Annotated in this window: 12 protein-coding genes; 3 read left to right on the top strand and 9 right to left on the bottom strand. The window is 66.8% G+C overall.

Features of this window, described 5'->3' with window-relative positions; genetic code table 11:
• Window positions 1–143: 143 nt before the first annotated feature.
• Complete coding sequence (locus CSW63_RS20395) at window positions 144–2,660, bottom strand: TonB-dependent receptor (RefSeq protein WP_099503025.1); 2,517 nt, start codon at window positions 2,658–2,660, stop codon at window positions 144–146.
• A gap of 246 nt (window positions 2,661–2,906) precedes the next feature.
• Here CSW63_RS20395 and CSW63_RS20390 point away from each other — a divergent pair, with 246 nt between their 5' ends.
• Both CSW63_RS20390 and CSW63_RS20385 read left to right on the top strand, forming a co-directional pair.
• Window positions 2,907–4,331 carry a protein adenylyltransferase SelO gene (locus tag CSW63_RS20390; RefSeq protein WP_062099273.1) on the top strand — a complete coding sequence of 475 codons (1,425 nt, stop codon included), beginning with the start codon at window positions 2,907–2,909 and terminating at the stop codon, window positions 4,329–4,331.
• 118 nt (window positions 4,332–4,449) lie between these two features.
• Window positions 4,450–4,575: a hypothetical protein gene (locus tag CSW63_RS20385; RefSeq protein ID WP_062099271.1), complete on the top strand. Its 126-nt coding sequence runs from the start codon at window positions 4,450–4,452 to the stop codon at window positions 4,573–4,575.
• Between the two features lie 3 nt (window positions 4,576–4,578).
• Here the strand turns inward: CSW63_RS20385 and CSW63_RS20380 are convergent, their stop codons facing one another.
• From CSW63_RS20380 to CSW63_RS20360, 5 genes are all read right to left on the bottom strand, one after another.
• A complete protein-coding gene (locus CSW63_RS20380; RefSeq protein WP_062099269.1) occupies window positions 4,579–5,355 on the bottom strand; it encodes a polysaccharide deacetylase family protein in 777 nt (258 codons plus the stop codon).
• Between the two features lie 6 nt (window positions 5,356–5,361).
• Entirely contained in the window at window positions 5,362–6,201 is an 840-nt protein-coding gene (locus tag CSW63_RS20375) for a glycosyltransferase family 2 protein (protein ID WP_062099267.1), read from the bottom strand.
• A 128-nt stretch (window positions 6,202–6,329) separates the two neighbouring features.
• Entirely contained in the window at window positions 6,330–8,570 is a 2,241-nt protein-coding gene (locus CSW63_RS20370; RefSeq protein ID WP_082749717.1) for a TonB-dependent receptor, read from the bottom strand.
• A 174-nt stretch (window positions 8,571–8,744) separates the two neighbouring features.
• Window positions 8,745–9,722 carry a FecR domain-containing protein gene (locus tag CSW63_RS20365; RefSeq protein ID WP_062099263.1) on the bottom strand — a complete coding sequence of 326 codons (978 nt, stop codon included), beginning with the start codon at window positions 9,720–9,722 and terminating at the stop codon, window positions 8,745–8,747.
• Between the two features lie 85 nt (window positions 9,723–9,807).
• On the bottom strand, window positions 9,808–10,335 hold the full coding sequence (locus CSW63_RS20360; protein WP_082749716.1) for an RNA polymerase sigma factor: 528 nt from the start codon (window positions 10,333–10,335) through the stop codon (window positions 9,808–9,810).
• 199 nt (window positions 10,336–10,534) lie between these two features.
• Here CSW63_RS20360 and CSW63_RS20355 point away from each other — a divergent pair, with 199 nt between their 5' ends.
• Entirely contained in the window at window positions 10,535–11,032 is a 498-nt protein-coding gene (locus tag CSW63_RS20355; protein WP_062099260.1) for a hypothetical protein, read from the top strand.
• A gap of 3 nt (window positions 11,033–11,035) precedes the next feature.
• On the opposite strand, the gene CSW63_RS20350 is transcribed toward CSW63_RS20355, so the two are convergent.
• From CSW63_RS20350 to CSW63_RS20340, 3 genes are read right to left on the bottom strand one after another with little or no spacing between them, the layout of a single operon-like run.
• On the bottom strand, window positions 11,036–13,312 hold the full coding sequence (locus tag CSW63_RS20350; RefSeq protein ID WP_062099258.1) for a CHASE2 domain-containing protein: 2,277 nt from the start codon (window positions 13,310–13,312) through the stop codon (window positions 11,036–11,038).
• The gene (locus CSW63_RS20345; RefSeq protein ID WP_062099256.1) at window positions 13,309–14,682 is read right to left on the bottom strand and encodes a FecR domain-containing protein; all 1,374 of its coding nucleotides are present in this window, start codon (window positions 14,680–14,682) and stop codon (window positions 13,309–13,311) included. The genes CSW63_RS20350 and CSW63_RS20345 overlap by 4 nt, the downstream gene beginning before the upstream one ends.
• Window positions 14,649–15,461, bottom strand: a complete 813-nt coding sequence (locus CSW63_RS20340) for a response regulator transcription factor (protein ID WP_168193702.1) — start codon at window positions 15,459–15,461, stop codon at window positions 14,649–14,651. Before CSW63_RS20340 ends, CSW63_RS20345 begins: the two co-directional genes overlap by 34 nt.
• Between the last annotated feature and the right edge of the window lie 39 nt (window positions 15,462–15,500).

Here is a 15,500-nt window from a genome sequence, read left to right as displayed (position 1 = left end):
ATCTCTTGGGCCATGCTGCGGTGATACGCGCGGAACCGGAACCCCTCCGCCCAAGGAAAAAGGGCGACCCGCCCAGCGGATCGCCCTTCCTCTTCCGAAAGCCGGCGGCGCGGTGGGCGCCGCCGGTCCCCCTCCCGGTAGAACTAGAACTTCGAGCGCAGGGTGACGCCGTAGGTGCGGGGCGCGCCGAGGAACGCATCATAGGTGATGGTGTCGAGCGCCGGGTTGTAGGTCTTCTGCGTAGCACTGAGGCCAGAGGAGCCTTGCAGGAAGCCGTTGAAGGCGACCTGGGTGTACTTCTCGTTCAGCAGGTTCTGACCCCACAGTTCGACCGTCCAGCGATCGTCGGCGGAGCCAACGGCCACGCGACCGTTCACGACCATGAAGGCCTTCTGCATCTTCGGCGGGAAGAGGTCAGAGCCGGTGTTGTACTTCGAGGAGTACTTGCCGCCGAGGTTGAAGCGGGCCTTCAGGTTGTCGCCGAGCGAGGTCTCGTAGGTCATCGAGGCCGAGCCCGAGTACTTCGGCGCCAGCGACAGGTTGCTGCCAGGCAGGAGCGCCAAGGCGTTGCCCGGATCGTTCGGGATCGGCTGCTTGCCGTACTTGGTGTCGGCGTAGGTGAAGCCGCTCTGGATGACCAGGCCGCGCACCGGCGTGAACCACATGAAGTCCGCGTCCACGCCCGAAGACTTAACCTCAGGGATCGAGCGCACGACGAACGAGGTGCCCAGGAAGGTGTTCAGCTGGAAGTCGGTGAACTTCTGCTGGAAGAGACTGACGTTGAACAGGACGGTGCGGTTGAACAGGGTGTTCTTGACGCCCAGTTCATAACTATCGACGAACTCGGCGGGGAACGACGTGTCATAGATCGGCGTCACGCCCGACGTGCCCGAAGGCAGACCGTTCGACGACTGGGTGCGGTCGAGGTTGAAGCCGCCGCCCTTATAGCCGCGCGCGAACGAGGCGTAGGTGAAGACCTCCGGCGAGAAGCGATATGAGGCCTTGATCGTGCCGCTCCACTCCTTGTCGGTGCGCTCTTGGTTCGTGCCGCGGCCGTTAAACAGCGGGTTGGCCCAGGGCAGGCAGAGGTTGCCGATGATGGTGCCGGCGTTAGCGGCGCCGACGATCCCGGCGATACGCGCCTGACCCGCGGGCGACAGCGCCGTGCCGCAGCCAACACCGCCGTCGCTGTTGGTTTGGAACGTGTCGAGCTGCTTCTTCTCCGCCGTGTAGCGCAGGCCGGCCGTGATCTCGAACGAGTCAGTGACGTGCCAGGTGTCGTTGGTGAAGAGGGCCACCGTGGTGGCGCGCTGGTCGTAGCGGTCATAGATGCCCTGACCCGGCGTGAACGAGGTGTTCGGGGCGCGGTTCAGAAGCAGGGCGATGAAGTTGGGCAAGCCGGCCGGATTGGCGGCCGAGCGCGACAGCAGTCGGCCCATGTACTGCTCGTAATCGTTGCCGAACAGGAAGTTGTTGCGAGTCTCAAGGCGCTCATCGGCCAGGAAGGCGCCGACCATCCAGTCGAACTTGTCCGACTTGCCGGCCAAACGCAGTTCCTGGCTGTAGGTCGTGAACTGCGAGTAGTTCGTGCCGTCCTTGTTGCGGTAGGCCAGATCGGCCAGCGAGAAATCGGAGTCCTGGCCGTTGTCGGTGCGCCACTGGCGGATCGCCGAGATGCTGGTCAGGGTGCCGATGGGCAGGTCGATGTCGCCTTGCAGCGAGACGCCCTTGTCCTCGATCTTGGCGGGGGCGCCGCGGTTCGAATAGGCGACGCGCTTGTAGGGATCGGCGGTCGTCGCCACCGGCGTGGCTTCGCCCGAGACCAGCGCGAGGATGCCCGCCGTCGGACCGGTGCGGACCTGGACGGCGCCGCAGCAGTTTTCGTCGCGACGGCTGTAGTCGGCGATGAAGCGGAAGGTGGCGTTGTCGTCGGGCACGAACAGCAGTTGGCCGCGGACGGTGTAGAAGTTCTGGTCGGCGTCCTGCTTGCGGCTGGACGGACCCTTGCCCACCATAACGTCGTTGAAGCCGTCGCGCTCCCGCGCGGCGAAGTACAGGCGGCCGGCCATCTTGTCGCCCATCAGGGGGCCGGTGACCGAGGCGGAGACGCCCTTGGCGTCGTAGTTGCCAAGCGTGACTTCGGCGTTGGCGCCGAAGCCGAACTCCGGCTCCTTGGTGACGACGTTGATGACGCCGGCCGAGGTGTTCTTGCCGAACAGGGTGCCCTGCGGCCCCTTCAGGACTTCGATGCGCTCCATTTCACCGAGGTCGCCGAAGCCGACGCCGTTGCGGGGGCGATAAACGCCGTCGATCACCACGCCGACCGAGCTTTCCAGGCCGGGGTTGTCGCCGACGGTGCCGACGCCGCGGACGCGCGCGGTGGTCGAGGCTTCCGACGAGGTCGAGGTGACGGTCAGGCCGGGGGTCAGGATCGTCAGGTCCTTGATGTCCTTGACGCCGGTGTCTTGCAGCAGCTTGGCGCCGACGGCGGTGACCACCACCGGAACGTCCTGCAGGTTCTGTTCCCGCTTCTGGGCGGTGACGATGATGCTGTCGACGGTTTGAACGTCACTCGTTTGAGCCTGCGCGGCGCTCGTGGCGCCAAGACCGGCGAGGACAACAGCGGACGCAGTGCCGCAAAGCACCTGGGAAAAGCGCATTTCCTACCTCGGTTCATTGGCCGAAAGCGCTTGCCCGCCTCCGGCTTGTTTTTCGTTGTTCCGCCGAACGATTGTTCGAATGGATAAGCGTAGGGTTAGGCGCCGTCCGGTGTCTCGGCAAGTGAAATCCCTTGTAATGTAGGGTTCCGAGACGCTCTGTTGCTGGGAAGCGACAGCGTTCCTTGGGCGTCATCGAAATTCGAAAGGGGGTTGCGCGGACTTGGCTCCGGTCTCATCTGGCCCCCTATGACCGCGTTGGCCGCCTACCGCCCCGATCCCCGATTCCAGTCCCTGGGCGAGGCGTTCGCCGACCCGGTCGCGCCGGCGGCCTTTCCCGAGCTCATCCTGCGCTTCCGGAATGATCGCGCGGCGCGCGTCGTCGGGCTCGACGGCCTCGATGATGCGGCTTGGCTAAGGCATTTTGGCCGCTTCGAGCCTTTGCCGGACAACCTGCCGAAGCCCTTGGCCATGCGGTATCATGGCCATCAGTTCCGCGTGTACAATCCCGACCTCGGGGACGGACGAGGCTTCCTGTTCGCTCAGCTGCGCGAGGCGGGAACCGATCGGCTGCTGGACCTGGCGACCAAGGGGTCGGGTCAGACGCCCTGGTCGCGGGCCGGCGACGGAAGGCTGACCCTCAAGGGCGGTGTCCGCGAGATCCTGGCGGCCAGCTACCTGGAGGCCTTGGGCGTCCCCACCTCGCGCGCCTTCTCGTTGGTTGAGACCGGCGAGGCCTTGGTCCGGGGCGACGAGCCCAGCCCCACCCGCTCGGCGGTGCTGACCCGGTTGTCGCACAGCCATATCCGCTTTGGGACCTTCCAGAGGCTGGCCTATTTCGACCGGCGGGACCTGATGATCCGGCTGGTCGATCATGTGGTGGAAACCTATTACCCCGAGCTCGCCGACCAGCCTGATCGCGCGGCGGCGCTGATGCACGCCACGGTCCAGGCCAGCGCGCGGCTGCTGTCGCGCTGGATGGCGGCGGGCTTCGTGCACGGCGTGCTCAACACTGACAACATGGTCGTCACAGGCGAAAGCTTCGACTACGGACCGTGGCGTTTCCTGCCGCGCAACGATCCCAACTTCGTCGCGGCCTATTTCGACCATGCCGGTCTCTACAGCTTCGGACGGCAGCCGGAAGCTGTGTTCTGGAACCTGCAGCAACTGGCCGGATGCCTGAGTCTGGTGGCCGAACAGGCCTCGTTGCTGGCGGCCTTGAACGGCTTTTCAGACGCCTACCGCACGGCCTTGCGCAGCGCGATGCTGCAACGGCTGGGCCTCAAGAGCCAGGGGGCTGACAGCGACCTGGACCTGGTCAACGCCGCGTTTCGCGCCTTGGCCGCCGGCGGCGATGACCTCCGCTGGGAGCCGTTCTTCTTCGATTGGTTCTGCGGCGAGGCGTCGGCGGAGCGCGCGTTGCGAGGCCCCAGGGCCGCGCTCTATGACAGCGAGACCTTCCGCGATTTCCGCCGCAGGCTGGAGGCGGCTGCGCCGGATCGTCCGGAACGACTGATGGACCCTGTTTTCCAGAGCGACGAGCCGGAGGAGCTGCTCATCGACGAGGTCGAGGCCCTTTGGGCGCCGATCGCAGAAGCTGACGATTGGGCGCCGTTGCACGACAAGCTCGCCCGGATCGAGGCCGTGCGAACGACCTACGACTTGGGCGGTTGAATGGGCTGCAAAGCCGCCGACTGAATTTTTTCATTCGAGCGCGGAACAACCGTCAAGGTTCCGTCTTACAACCGTGACAGATTGTCAGCAGATGACACGCTGCGTGGAGACTTATCCGATGCGCATTTTTCAACCGATCATGCTGGTCTGCGCCGTTGCGATGTCGTTTGTCGGCGCCTTGGGTCTTCCGGGGTGCGCGCGAGCCATCGGCGAGTGTCTGCGCGACCGACCCGAAGCGGCCTAAGCTCTAAGCGCTGAGCGCGGGGTGGTCCTGGCTCGGTTCGACGCGCAAGGCGCGACGCGCGACGATCGGAAAGACTGTCAGGAACGCCTCCAGAAAGCGCCAGGTCTGGTGATCGTGGTCGAGATGGTGGGTCAGTAGGCCGATCGGCTCGTCCCAGGCCCCGCTTCTGCGCCTGTGGGCCAGCAATCGGCGCATTCGCGTCAGGAATTTCCACCGCCCGCGAAACCGGGCGCCGCCCCTCCAGCGCAAGACGTCCAGGTGCGCGTCAACGCGCGGAACCGTGTCGGTCTCTTTCATGGCCTCATCAAAGGCCGAGATCGCGCTCAGGGCCGAGCCCGGCAGCGCCCCGAGCAATTGGCGGGACAGATTGTTCCACGGGGGAACGAACAGGGTCGGCATCGCGCCGGCCTCATGAAAGGCCGTGACGGTGGCGTTGAGCCGTTCACGGACTTCCTCGACCGTATCGCTGTCGATGATCTCGCCAAAGCCCGCGCCCTCGGGCTGGCGGTTGACATGCGTGAAGCCATGAACGGCGATTTCGATATGCGGGTCTTCGCTGACGCGCCGCACCAGCTGCGTCAGCTCGGGACCGGCGATCGCGGCCAAGGTCAGCGGCGCGGCGTGGCGGCGCGAGAGGTCCAGCAAACGCTCCAGCGCCGGGGTCGGCGCTCGGGCGTCATCGTCACGCCACCAGATGACCGGCGCGTGACCCGCTTTGGACCAAAGGTCCAGCTCCGGGCCAAGGATCAGGCGAAAGGCGAGCGGCAGGCGCGCGGGCATTGATGGCTACCGCGCGACCGCCTCGGCGTGCTGCAACGGGACCGGTATCGCCGACGGAACCGGCGCTTCGGAGACCGCGCCTCGCGACCGTTGGCGCAGGATCTCGCGCGCCCGCAGGTTCGACAGGATTGGATAGAGCCCGGCCATCAGCGAGATAAGGAAACCCAGATCGCCTTCTCGATAGCCCTTGCGCGACACGTAGCACTTGAAGAAGCGACGCAGCCCTCGGAAGGCGTCGTCGGGCAGGCTTTTGACCGCGCCAGCATCCGCCAGATCCTGGGCCCTCAAAGCGGTGTAGCGCGACAGGCGGGCGAACATGTCGGCGATGTCTTCATCGACCATGTGCCGCAGAGGTTCGTTGAGCCGTCCGCCGAAGGTTCCGTCGAGCCGTGCGCCCGGATGGACGCGCTCGCTTTTCCACGACTTGACGCCGCGCCGGAACAGGCGCGCCGCAGAGGAGGTGCCGAACGAACCGCCCCAGCCATGCCGCACCAGTTGATCGCCGACATAGTTGTCGATCGGCACCTGGTACCAGTCGGCGGCGTTGGGGCGAGCGATCGTTTCGCGGACTTCGCGCGCGAAGGCCGCACTGACGCCCTCATCGGCGTCGAGTTCCAGGATCCAATCCCCGGTGCAGCGCGCTAGGCCGGCGTGCTTGCGGGGGCCCTCGACCGGGAAGGCGCCGGAGACGACCTTGGCGCCATACTGGCGCGCGACCGCTTCGGTGCCGTCGGTGCAGCGATCGGCGACGACGACGATTTCGTCGCAGAATGAAAGCGCCGAGAGGCAAGCGTGAAGACGCTGCTCCTCGTTGTGAGCGCAGATGAGCGCTGAAAGCCTGGTCATCACAAAATCCCGACTGCGCGACCCCGCCCCCGCATAGGTCTCCTGGGGAAGACGCCGCCGACCCGAAGCGACCTCCGTCGGCTGCTCAAGAAAATCGTCAGTGTCGCGATTTGGCGGCGCGGCTTTCGCTAGAAGTCAGCGGCGAGTGACAGGCTCCAGGTGCGGGGGCGCTGCGGGGTGACTTGACGCACCTGACCGAAGCTGAACGGGTTGCCGTAAGCGAATGTGTCGCTCGAACTGTTCCATGGATTGCTGACGAAGAGCGCCGCGCGCCATCTCTCGCCCAGCAGTTGGGCCGACAGCTTGCCGGTATAGTAACCGCCCATCGACGGCGAGTATCGCGGGTCGAAGGTCAGTCGAGACTGGCCGATATAGCCTGCCTCGGCGGTCAGCAACAGCGAGGCGCGGGGCGTCAGCGGCCGCTGGTAGCTGGCCAGGCCGCCGAACGAAACATCGGGCACGCCGGGCAGGCTGGCGGCGCCGGCGATGCCGAAACCGGGTTCGATCCTGGTCAGCTCAGGGCGGTTGAACAGCGCGTTGCCGCTGACCACCAGTCGGGGGGTGGCCCGCCAGGTGGCCTCGATCTCGAGACCGCGATTACGGCCGTCGCCGACATTGGCCGTGTAGGACAGCCCCGATCCGAAATACTGGTCGGTCTGGATATTGCGCCAATCCACCATGAACAGCGCGGCCCGAAGATTCATGCGTCCGCGCCAGGGATTCAGCGCCAGCCCCATCTCGTAGTTGCGCAGATGGTCGGGTCGGAAAACCCGACGCGTCGCGCCGGGCGCCAGAAGACCGCCGGAATTGAAGCCGCCCGCGCGATAGCCCTCCGAACTCAGGAGGTAGATCAGACCGCCGCCCGACAGGTCTCGCTGCAGGGATAGCTTCGGCGAGAAGCCGTCGAACGAGGCTTTCCGATCGAGATCACGGGACTGTCCGGGCGGCGGAGCCAGGACGTGAGAACGTGTCTGGACCATCGTTTTGAACGCCCGTCCGCCGACCGCAGCCTTCCAGCCCCCGCCAAGATCATAGGTGGCCTCGCCATACAGGGCGTGCTCGTTCAGACGATCCTCGCGCTGTTCGTTGTAAACGCCGCGGGTCATGCCGCCGGCGCGCGCCCGAAGGTCCGACGCGCCGTCTTCCAGGCTCCTCGCGGCGAAGGCGCCGAGCATCCAACGCAGGCGGCCCCGTGCGGGCGCCGTGTAGAGAAGGTCTTGCACCGCCATCCGAAGCTTCGTCGACTCGTCGTAGACGCCCAGTTCGACAGCGGTTTGGGAGAACTGGCTGAGCGACAGGGTGGCGTCGTAGCGGCTGGCGTAGTTGTGGCGCACATAGCCAGTCACGGAGTCGATTTGGCCCCAATCGCCGGAGCCGCTGATGTTGAGGGAGGCCTGACCCAGCCGATTGCGGTGGGTTTCGCGCACCTGGTTAGCGCGTCGAGGGCCCCCGGGCGCCAGGGTGACGTATTGGGTGTCCTTTGAGGACACACTCTGCCGAGCGGCGCCCAGCTTGATCCGCCAGTCGCCAAGATCGACCCGCCAAGCCGCCCGCCCCCCCCTTCGCGTCGTTCGGTCGACATTGGAAAGGCGCAGATTGACGTCGTCCAGATAGCCGCCGTCCACATCATGGTAGGCGACGACTCTGGCCGCAGAGTTATCGCCGGTGGGGAGGTTGATCACGCTCTCCAGCTTATAGCTGGGCGAGCCAGACCGGGTGCTGGCGGTCGTGGCGCCGACCGAGGTCGAGGCGACCCCCAGTTCCGGGGGGCGGGTCACGATCCGATAGATGCCGCTCAGCGAGCCTGCGCCATACAGCGCGCCCTGAGGGCCGCGCAGAATCTCGACGCGATCCACATCGATCAGCCGCAGATCAGGATCCGGGGCGTTGTAGTTGATGGGCAGGTCGTCGAGATAGGTCCCGACGGTCGACTGCGTGCGTCCCGTGAAGGTGCCGTCCGAAAGGCCCCGCAACAGGATCTTGTTTCGCGCGGCTCCCAGGTTGGTGGTGATGAAACCCGCCGTTTGCCGCGCCACTGAATTCGTGTCGCTCGCGCCGGTGTCTCGAAGCTGTGGTGCGTTGATCACGCTGACCCCGCCCGGAAGGCTACCCAGACGAAGTGGTCGTTTGCCGGCGCTGATGGTGAGGGGCGCGAGCGGCGCCATGGGTTCTATGACCACGCGAGCCGGTGTCGTTCCGGCGGGGCGAGGCGGCAAGGCCGGACGAAGCGCCGAGAATCGGATCGTCCTGGCGTCCACGAAACTGTACGCGCACCCCTTTCCGGCGGTCGCCCGGTCCAGCGCCTCGCGCAGGCTGAACGTTCCGACCAGCGGCGCGCCGGGGCCCTTGCAGGCCTCGACCCCGCCCATGCTGACGCCCAGGCGAAGGCCCAGTTCAATCAGGGTCTCGCCGACGGTGGACTTGCGGATATCCAGGCGCGCGCGGGTTTCCGCAGCCCCGGCGGGGCCTTGGACGCCGAGGCCAAAGAGGCCAGCGGCGACGAGGAGGCGGGCTCGTTTCAGGATCGAACCAGCCGCGAGGCGTCACTTCGCCGGGGAAGATCTTTCGCGCAGAAGAATGGAGTCATCGGTCGGCGTCGCCGAAATCGGCATCAGGCTGGTGAGGCGGCGAACCATCGCATCCTGACCATCCACGATCAATACGCCGGAGAAGCGCAGATTGGCCGTGCTCACGCCCTCAAGACGAAGCGGCCGCTCGAAGTAGTGGTTCAGATCGCTGACGACCCGCCCCAGGGTTTGGTCTCGATAGACGAGGCGCCCGGAGCGCCAGCTGACCTGCTCCTCTGTCGACACGGTCCGGACCACGGGGGCGCCGGAGCCGTCGACATGTTCGAGCATCTGTCCGGGGCGTAGCCTGACGGGCTTGCCCTCGCCTTCGGTCGACACCTCGACCGCGCCGCGCAGAACGGTCACGGCCAGCCGGCCGTCCCGACGGCGCACGTCGAATTTTGTGCCGAGCACGCGGACGGTTTCGTCGCCGACGGTAATCAGGAAAGGACGGCGCTCATCACGCGCCACATCGAACAGCGCCTGGCCATCGTGGATGGTGACGCGCCGAGCGTCGTCTTCCAGTCGAACCGACAGATTCGAGTCGGTGTTCAGGTCGATGCGGCTGCCATCCGCCAGCTGGATGACCCGGCTCTCGCCCTTGGCGGTCGAATAGAGCGTGTCTGGCTGGGGCAGAAGTTCTCCCCACGGTGCGAGCGTCAAGGCGATGGCGGCGGCAGCCGCTGTCGCGCCCAGACCGCCCAGCCAGCGCCAGTCGACCGAGAAGGGCCGCTTGCCCGCGACGCGCCGAGGTTCCGTCAACGCTCCCCGCAAGGCCGCTCCACGTTCGAAGATCTCCTCGTCGACGGCTTGGACGGCGTCATAGGCCTCGCGCGCGCCGGGCTCTTCCAGCCAGGCGTCAAACGCAAGCCAGTCGGCTTCACCGGCTTCCGGCCGCTGCAACCGGGTCAGCCAGTCGGCCGCCTCCTGAAGATATTGCGCAGACCGGCTCATCCGGCGTGGCTCCCGCAAGGATCCATCATCCCCAAGAGGGTCGACGGCGCCGACCGTTTCCGTCCCCCATCTAGCATTGCATAAATCAACGCAGTCGCCTCGTCAGGGTCTTTAGGGCCGAGCTGATGTGCTTTTCGACAGTGCTGACGCTGATGTTCATTCGCCGTGCAGTCTCGGCATGGCTGAGGCCCTCCAGCTTGTGCAGCCGGAACGCCTGCTGGGTCTTCTCGGGCAGATCCTCGACCGCCTTGACCAGCGCCTGCAGGCGCTGGCGACTATTGACGACCTCGTCCGCCAAGGGCTGGTCGGCGACCTCCTGGCCCGCCAGCACCGTGGTGTTCACGTCACGCCAGTCGGTGTCGCGCGCTCCGGAGCGCTTCTGGCTGCGCAGGCGGTCGAGCATCAGGTTTGAACCGATGCGATGGAGCAGGGCGGAGGGATTGTCGATCGGCTCCAGGACCTCCAGGCCGCTGATGCGGATGAAGAGATCTTGTACGAGATCCTCGGCCTCGGCTCGTGAATTCAGGCGCGCCGCAAAGACGCGCACCAGATTGGCGCGCTTCTCCTCGTACAGGCGCAGCAGCGCGGCCTTGTCCGAGTCCGTATCGCTCAAAAGATCTCCCAAGTCCGAAGCCCGTAGCCCCTCACAGCGAAGCAATATCCATTTTTGGGGCGGAATAACGATGCAAACTTACGGAAGGGTCAACTCCCGTCTCCGGCCGCTCTGGCGCCGCCCGGGTCGTGGGCGCGTGGATGATCTTTGGAGTCGCCCGCGCTAGGGTCGTTTCGTACGACTCAAGAGGATTGAGATCATGCGTCACCCGGTTTTCGCCCTGGCGGTGTGCGGCCTTCTGCTCGGCGCCTGCGCCTCGCCCCGCGCGGTTGGTCAGGGCGATATCGCGTCGATGAAGGGGGCGGCGGTCGCCGCATATCCAGGTCAGACCGATGGCGAGGCGGCGACGTACGCCCGTGCGGTCGAGATCGGGGTCTTGAGCCGGCTAGGCGCCGCAGCGAACACGGAAAAGCCCGTGTATCTGGTTCAGGTCGGCGTCGCCCAGCCGCTCCCGACCGTTGGGGTCTCGAGCGCCGTGGGCGCGTTGGATCAAAACGCCTGGCGCAGCGCGCCCGATGAAGCGCCGTGGTGGCGGTTGTGGGGGCAGCGCGGAAAAGCGCGTGTCGTCACCCTGGCCGTTATCAACGCACGCGACGGCGGAACCCTGGCCTGGTCCTCGATCCGCACCAGGCGCGAGACGCCGGCGCAGGTGGCGGACCTGTTGGTTGACGCGCTCAGCGTCTCCAAGGCGCGATAGGATCTATCCGACTCCGTGTCGAGGCAGGCGGACGGTGAATTCGGCGCCGACGCCGGGTTCGCTGCGGCAGGACACCTCTCCGCCATGACGCGCGATGGCCGCCTGAACGAAGGCGAGTCCAAGTCCGACGCCGCCGCCCGCCAGGGTTTGACCCGGACGCTCGAACCGTTGGAAGGCCCGAAAGGCGGAGGCGGCCTCCTCGCGTGACAAGCCCGGCCCCTGGTCGGCGATGGCGGCGCTGACCACCGGGCCGCTCGGCGAAGCCTGCTCGGACAGGGTGACGGTGATCGTGGAGCCGGGCGGGCTGTATTTCACGGCGTTGCCCAGCAGATTGACCAAGGCGCGCGCCAGTACGCCACGATCGCCCAGCACCATCAGGGGCGTGTCGCCGCCGACCTGCTCGATGCGGATTTTCCGCTGCACCGATTGAGGCCAGACCTCGTCGATCGCCTCGACCGCCACGTCGGCCAGATCGAGTGGCTCCAGGGAAACAGGCGTGACCTCCGCGCGGGCCAGTTGAACGAAGCCGTCGGCCAGAGCGAGGGTGCGGCGGGCGTAGGCCGCGATCCGCTCGGCGGTTTCGCTCGGCAGGTCCGGCGTCGTCGCCAGCAAGGCCAGGATCGAAGTCTGGGGCGAGCGCATGTCGTGCGTCAGAAGCTGCAGCGCCTGCTCCCGCTGGCGCATGGCGGCGGTCAGGATCGAGATGTCGGCCAACCGCACGATCCACCCGGCCGGCGCGCCGTTGTCGTCACGCCGGAACACGGTCTGGAGCTGCAGGGTCCGGCCGTCCGGCAGATGCAGATCGACGGGGTCCTGCTGGTCGGTGGCGTGCGGCCAGTCGAGCTCAAACCGTCGCCCGAGCGGATCCAGCAGATTGATCAGGTCGGCCATAGAGGCGCCGTTCAAGGCGGTCTGATGGGGTCCAAACAGGGCTTGGGCGGCCGCGTTCGCGGCGATCACCCGGCCGTGGGCGTCCGCCACCAAGGTGGCGTCGGGTAGGCTGAACAAGGCGTCGGCGGAAAAGCGGCGCAGATCGTCCATGTGCGTGATCGCCTCGCCGAGGCTGGAGGCTTGGCGCGAGATGACGTCGCCCTGGAAGGCCGCCGGCTTCGCCCCGCGCGCCCTCACGATCGACCGCACGCGCGCCAGTTCCCGCCCCATCAGGTCGCTGACCCGGCTCAACTGCCCCCACCCCCAGACCAGCGCCACCAGTATCAGGCCGATCACCGTGGCGATCGGCGAAAGCCAGACATGGGCCAGCCAGAGGAGGGCGGCCGAGTAGCCCAGCGCCACAAGGCACAGGCCCATCGTCAGCAAGAGATTCGCGCGGGGCGGCAGGGCGATGAACCCGATCAGCAGCAGCCACAGCAGGGTCAGGCTGAATCCCACGCGGCTCGCCGACTCCGCCGGCTTGATCATCTGTCCTCGTCGCAGGGCGTCGAGGATGCTCGCCTGTAGTTGAACGCCGGTCATGCTGGCGGCGTCGGGCGTCACAGGCGTCGGAAAGGCCGGGCCGAGGCCTGGCGCGGTGACGCCGACGAACACCGTACGCCCGGCGATCAGCTCTCTGGGCACCTCGCCCTCCAACACGCTGACGAAGCTGACATGTCGGTAGATGGACGGCGGTCCGGCGAAGGGGATCAGCAAGGTTTGGGCGTCGCTCCGGGTGACATCCGGTGAGCCCGGCGGTCGGGTGGCGCGGTGGACCACGGTCATCAGATCAGGGCGGAGGTTTGGACCGTCGGCCTCGAACGGCGCCATGCGCCGCACGACGCCGTCGTTGTCGAAGCGCACGTGCGCCAGACCGACACCGGCCGCGCCTTGGGCGATCTCAGGGATCGAGCTCACGATACGGGGCGGCGCGTTCTGGCCGCTATCGGTCAGGAACTCCGGCAGGTAGACGCGTCCGGATCGCTTGATGGCTTCGCCGAGGGCAAGGTCCTGAGCGGGGTCTGGAGAGGGTTGGCTGAACAGGACATCGTAGACGATCGTCCCAGCGCCCGCCTGATCGAGCTGGTCGATCATCCGGGCGTGCCTGTCGCGGGCCCACGGCCAGGCGCCCAACCTGGCCAGGCTGCGTTCGTCGATATCGATGATCAGGATCGAGTCGTCGGCGGGGCGCGCATTGGCGCGGGTCAAGACGTCGTACAGGAGACTGTCCAGGCGGCTGGGCGCGCGCGCCGCGACGACGGCCAGCGCCAGGCTCGCGACGACGGCCAGCCAGAACCAGGAGGCTCGGCGTCCTTGCAGCCGGGGCGGACGGGTGGAGGACGCCGTCACTTCCCGATCTGCAACTGCTGCGGCGGCCCTTGCTTTTCCGTCATCACGCCGTCCTTGAAGCGCAGAGCGCTGACCCGCCATGTGTAGGCCCCGGGCGCGAGATCGGTGAGCGTCAGTCGCGGTTCAGTCAGGCCGGGCTGGTCGACGATCGGGGTCTTTGGGTCAGCTTCGGCGAACATCTGGAAGCGGTAGTTCCGCACCCCGTCGCCGGCGGAACTCCACCGGAACAGGAAGCTGCGATGCTTCCCCTGGCGGGTGTCATTGGGCGACGCGGCGTCCAGGGTGTCGAGGTCGCGGTCAAAGCTGTAGTCGGCCGGGAACCCCTCCAGCCCGCCAGGGTCGATGGCGGTGAGCCGAACGAAGTAGGTGCCGTTCGCGATCTGGCCGAAGTCCGCGTTCGGCTTCTCCTGGGACGTCGCCTGGGTCGTGGCCTCGGCGAAAATGTCGACGAAGCCCGCGTCCCGCGCCAGCAGCAGGCGGTAGGACGCGGCGCCCTTGACAGGTTCCAGGCTGAAACGAACCAGCGCGTCGCTCTGGGTCTGGCCGCCCGCGCCCAGCTTGGGCCCGGGCAACAGGTCGACGGGGGCGCTGACGCCGTTCGCCGAAGCGCTGACGCCAAAGCCGGCCGCGATGGGCGGGGCGTCCGAGACGGTCTCGCCTGCGGCGACCCCGACGGCGCCTTTCAGGACCTCCGTCTGGGCCCTGTCGGCCGCCGCAGCGACGCGGAACTCTGTGCCGCGCACCGCCGACACCGAAACCGGCGTGCGCACCTCGAACCGCGCCCCGGGCGTCGGCGTGGGCGTGGCCGAGATCGTTCCCTTGCCTTGATCGAGCTGGAAGACGCGCTGGGGCGCGTTGTTCAGCAAGGTCTGGCGCAGCTTGGCGATCCGCACGCGGGTGTTCGAGGGCAGGGTGACGCGTGAGGCGTCCTCAAGCTCGAAGGTCGCGAAAGCGCCAGGACCCGTGATGATCCACTGCCCTTCCGACAGCGACATGCCCACGCGGCCGGGTATCCGCTGGCCGTTGGTCTCGATCTGCACGGGCCCCGTCAGCGCCGACAGCGTCGCGGCGATCGGCGTCGACTTCAGCAAGTTCGGGTCGATGGCGAGCCGGGAGCCCGGACGCAGCCGCCGGGGCTCGGTCACGCCATTGGCTTTCTGAACCCGACGATAGTCGCTCGGACGGTTCAGGTAGGCGCGTCCCAGGCCGATCAGCGTGTCTCCTGGTTTGACCATGTAGGCCACCGGAGGATCGACAGGCGCCGTTTCCGCCCGCGCCGTCGCCGCTCCCAACAGCGCAAGCGCCGCGAGGCGCGCTGTAGCCGCCCTGGACATGGTCAATCTCCCTCGCCCGTAGTGTCCGGGTCGCATGCTTCCAGGCGGTAGCCGAAGCCATAGACGGTGCTCAGCCGGAACCCGTTGTTCGGGCGAAGATGCAGCTTCGACCGCAGACGGGAGACGTGGGCGTCCAGCGTCCGGGTCTCCAGGTCGGGTCGTTGGCCCCAGATGCGTCGCAGCAGGTACTCGCGGGACAGGGGACGCGAAAGGTTGCTGAACAGAAGCGACGCCAGTTGGAACTCCTTCGGGGTCAGGGTCTCGACGCGTCCATCCCAACTGGCGGTCTGCGCCCCGGGATCCAGCCGGTACTGGCCGTATTGTTCGGGCTGCGGCTGGCTCGGGGGGCGATGAATACGCCGCACCACAGCGTTCACGCGAGCTAGCAGCACCTGAGGCTGTAGCGGCTTGACGATATAGTCGTCGGCGCCGGCGTTCAGGCCCTCGACGAGATCGGCTTCCACCGAGCGGCTGGTCAGCAACAGGACGGGCGGCGCGGTGAGGGGATCCTCACGCAGCAGCTTCAGCGTCTCCACGCCCGACAACTCGGGCATGTTCCAGTCCAGGATGATGAGATCGAAGGTCTGCTTGCGTAACTCGGCCAGCAAGCGAGAGGGCGTCGTGAAGCTCGTGCAGGTGAAGCCGGCCGGATCCAGAACCGAAGCGACGAGGGCGTTGTGACTCTGGTCGTCGTCGAGCAGGGCGACTTTCATATGCTCACTTAAGCTGGGAGGTGGCGCGCCCCGCGGGGGAGCGAGACGCGCCGCGGTCGTCCGGCCGTCGGTGGGGCGACAAGCAGGCGTCCAGCCAGTCATCTGTACCTTGCTCCGCCATTGCACGCTCGACCTGAGGCG

Origin of the sequence: Caulobacter sp. FWC26 (assembly GCF_002742645.2) — a bacterium.
GTDB lineage: Bacteria > Pseudomonadota > Alphaproteobacteria > Caulobacterales > Caulobacteraceae > Caulobacter.
The sequence above is the reverse complement of the archived record's forward strand: the minus strand, read 5'-3'. Positions and strand labels throughout refer to the sequence as shown.

Bases quoted from the DNA above. Each gene is read 5' to 3' on its own strand.
- CSW63_RS20395 (WP_099503025.1), bottom strand. From the start codon at position 2,660: ATGCGCTTTTCCCAGGTGCTTTGCGGCACTGCGTCCGCTGTTGTCCTC.
- CSW63_RS20390 (WP_062099273.1), top strand. From the start codon at position 2,907: ATGACCGCGTTGGCCGCCTACCGCCCCGATCCCCGATTCCAGTCCCTG.
- CSW63_RS20385 (WP_062099271.1), top strand. From the start codon at position 4,450: ATGCGCATTTTTCAACCGATCATGCTGGTCTGCGCCGTTGCGATGTCG.
- CSW63_RS20380 (WP_062099269.1), bottom strand. From the start codon at position 5,355: ATGCCCGCGCGCCTGCCGCTCGCCTTTCGCCTGATCCTTGGCCCGGAG.
- CSW63_RS20375 (WP_062099267.1), bottom strand. From the start codon at position 6,201: ATGACCAGGCTTTCAGCGCTCATCTGCGCTCACAACGAGGAGCAGCGT.
- CSW63_RS20370 (WP_082749717.1), bottom strand. From the start codon at position 8,570: ATGGGCGGGGTCGAGGCCTGCAAGGGCCCCGGCGCGCCGCTGGTCGGA.
- CSW63_RS20365 (WP_062099263.1), bottom strand. From the start codon at position 9,722: ATGAGCCGGTCTGCGCAATATCTTCAGGAGGCGGCCGACTGGCTGACC.
- CSW63_RS20355 (WP_062099260.1), top strand. From the start codon at position 10,535: ATGCGTCACCCGGTTTTCGCCCTGGCGGTGTGCGGCCTTCTGCTCGGC.
- CSW63_RS20345 (WP_062099256.1), bottom strand. From the start codon at position 14,682: ATGCGACCCGGACACTACGGGCGAGGGAGATTGACCATGTCCAGGGCG.
- CSW63_RS20340 (WP_168193702.1), bottom strand. From the start codon at position 15,461: ATGACTGGCTGGACGCCTGCTTGTCGCCCCACCGACGGCCGGACGACC.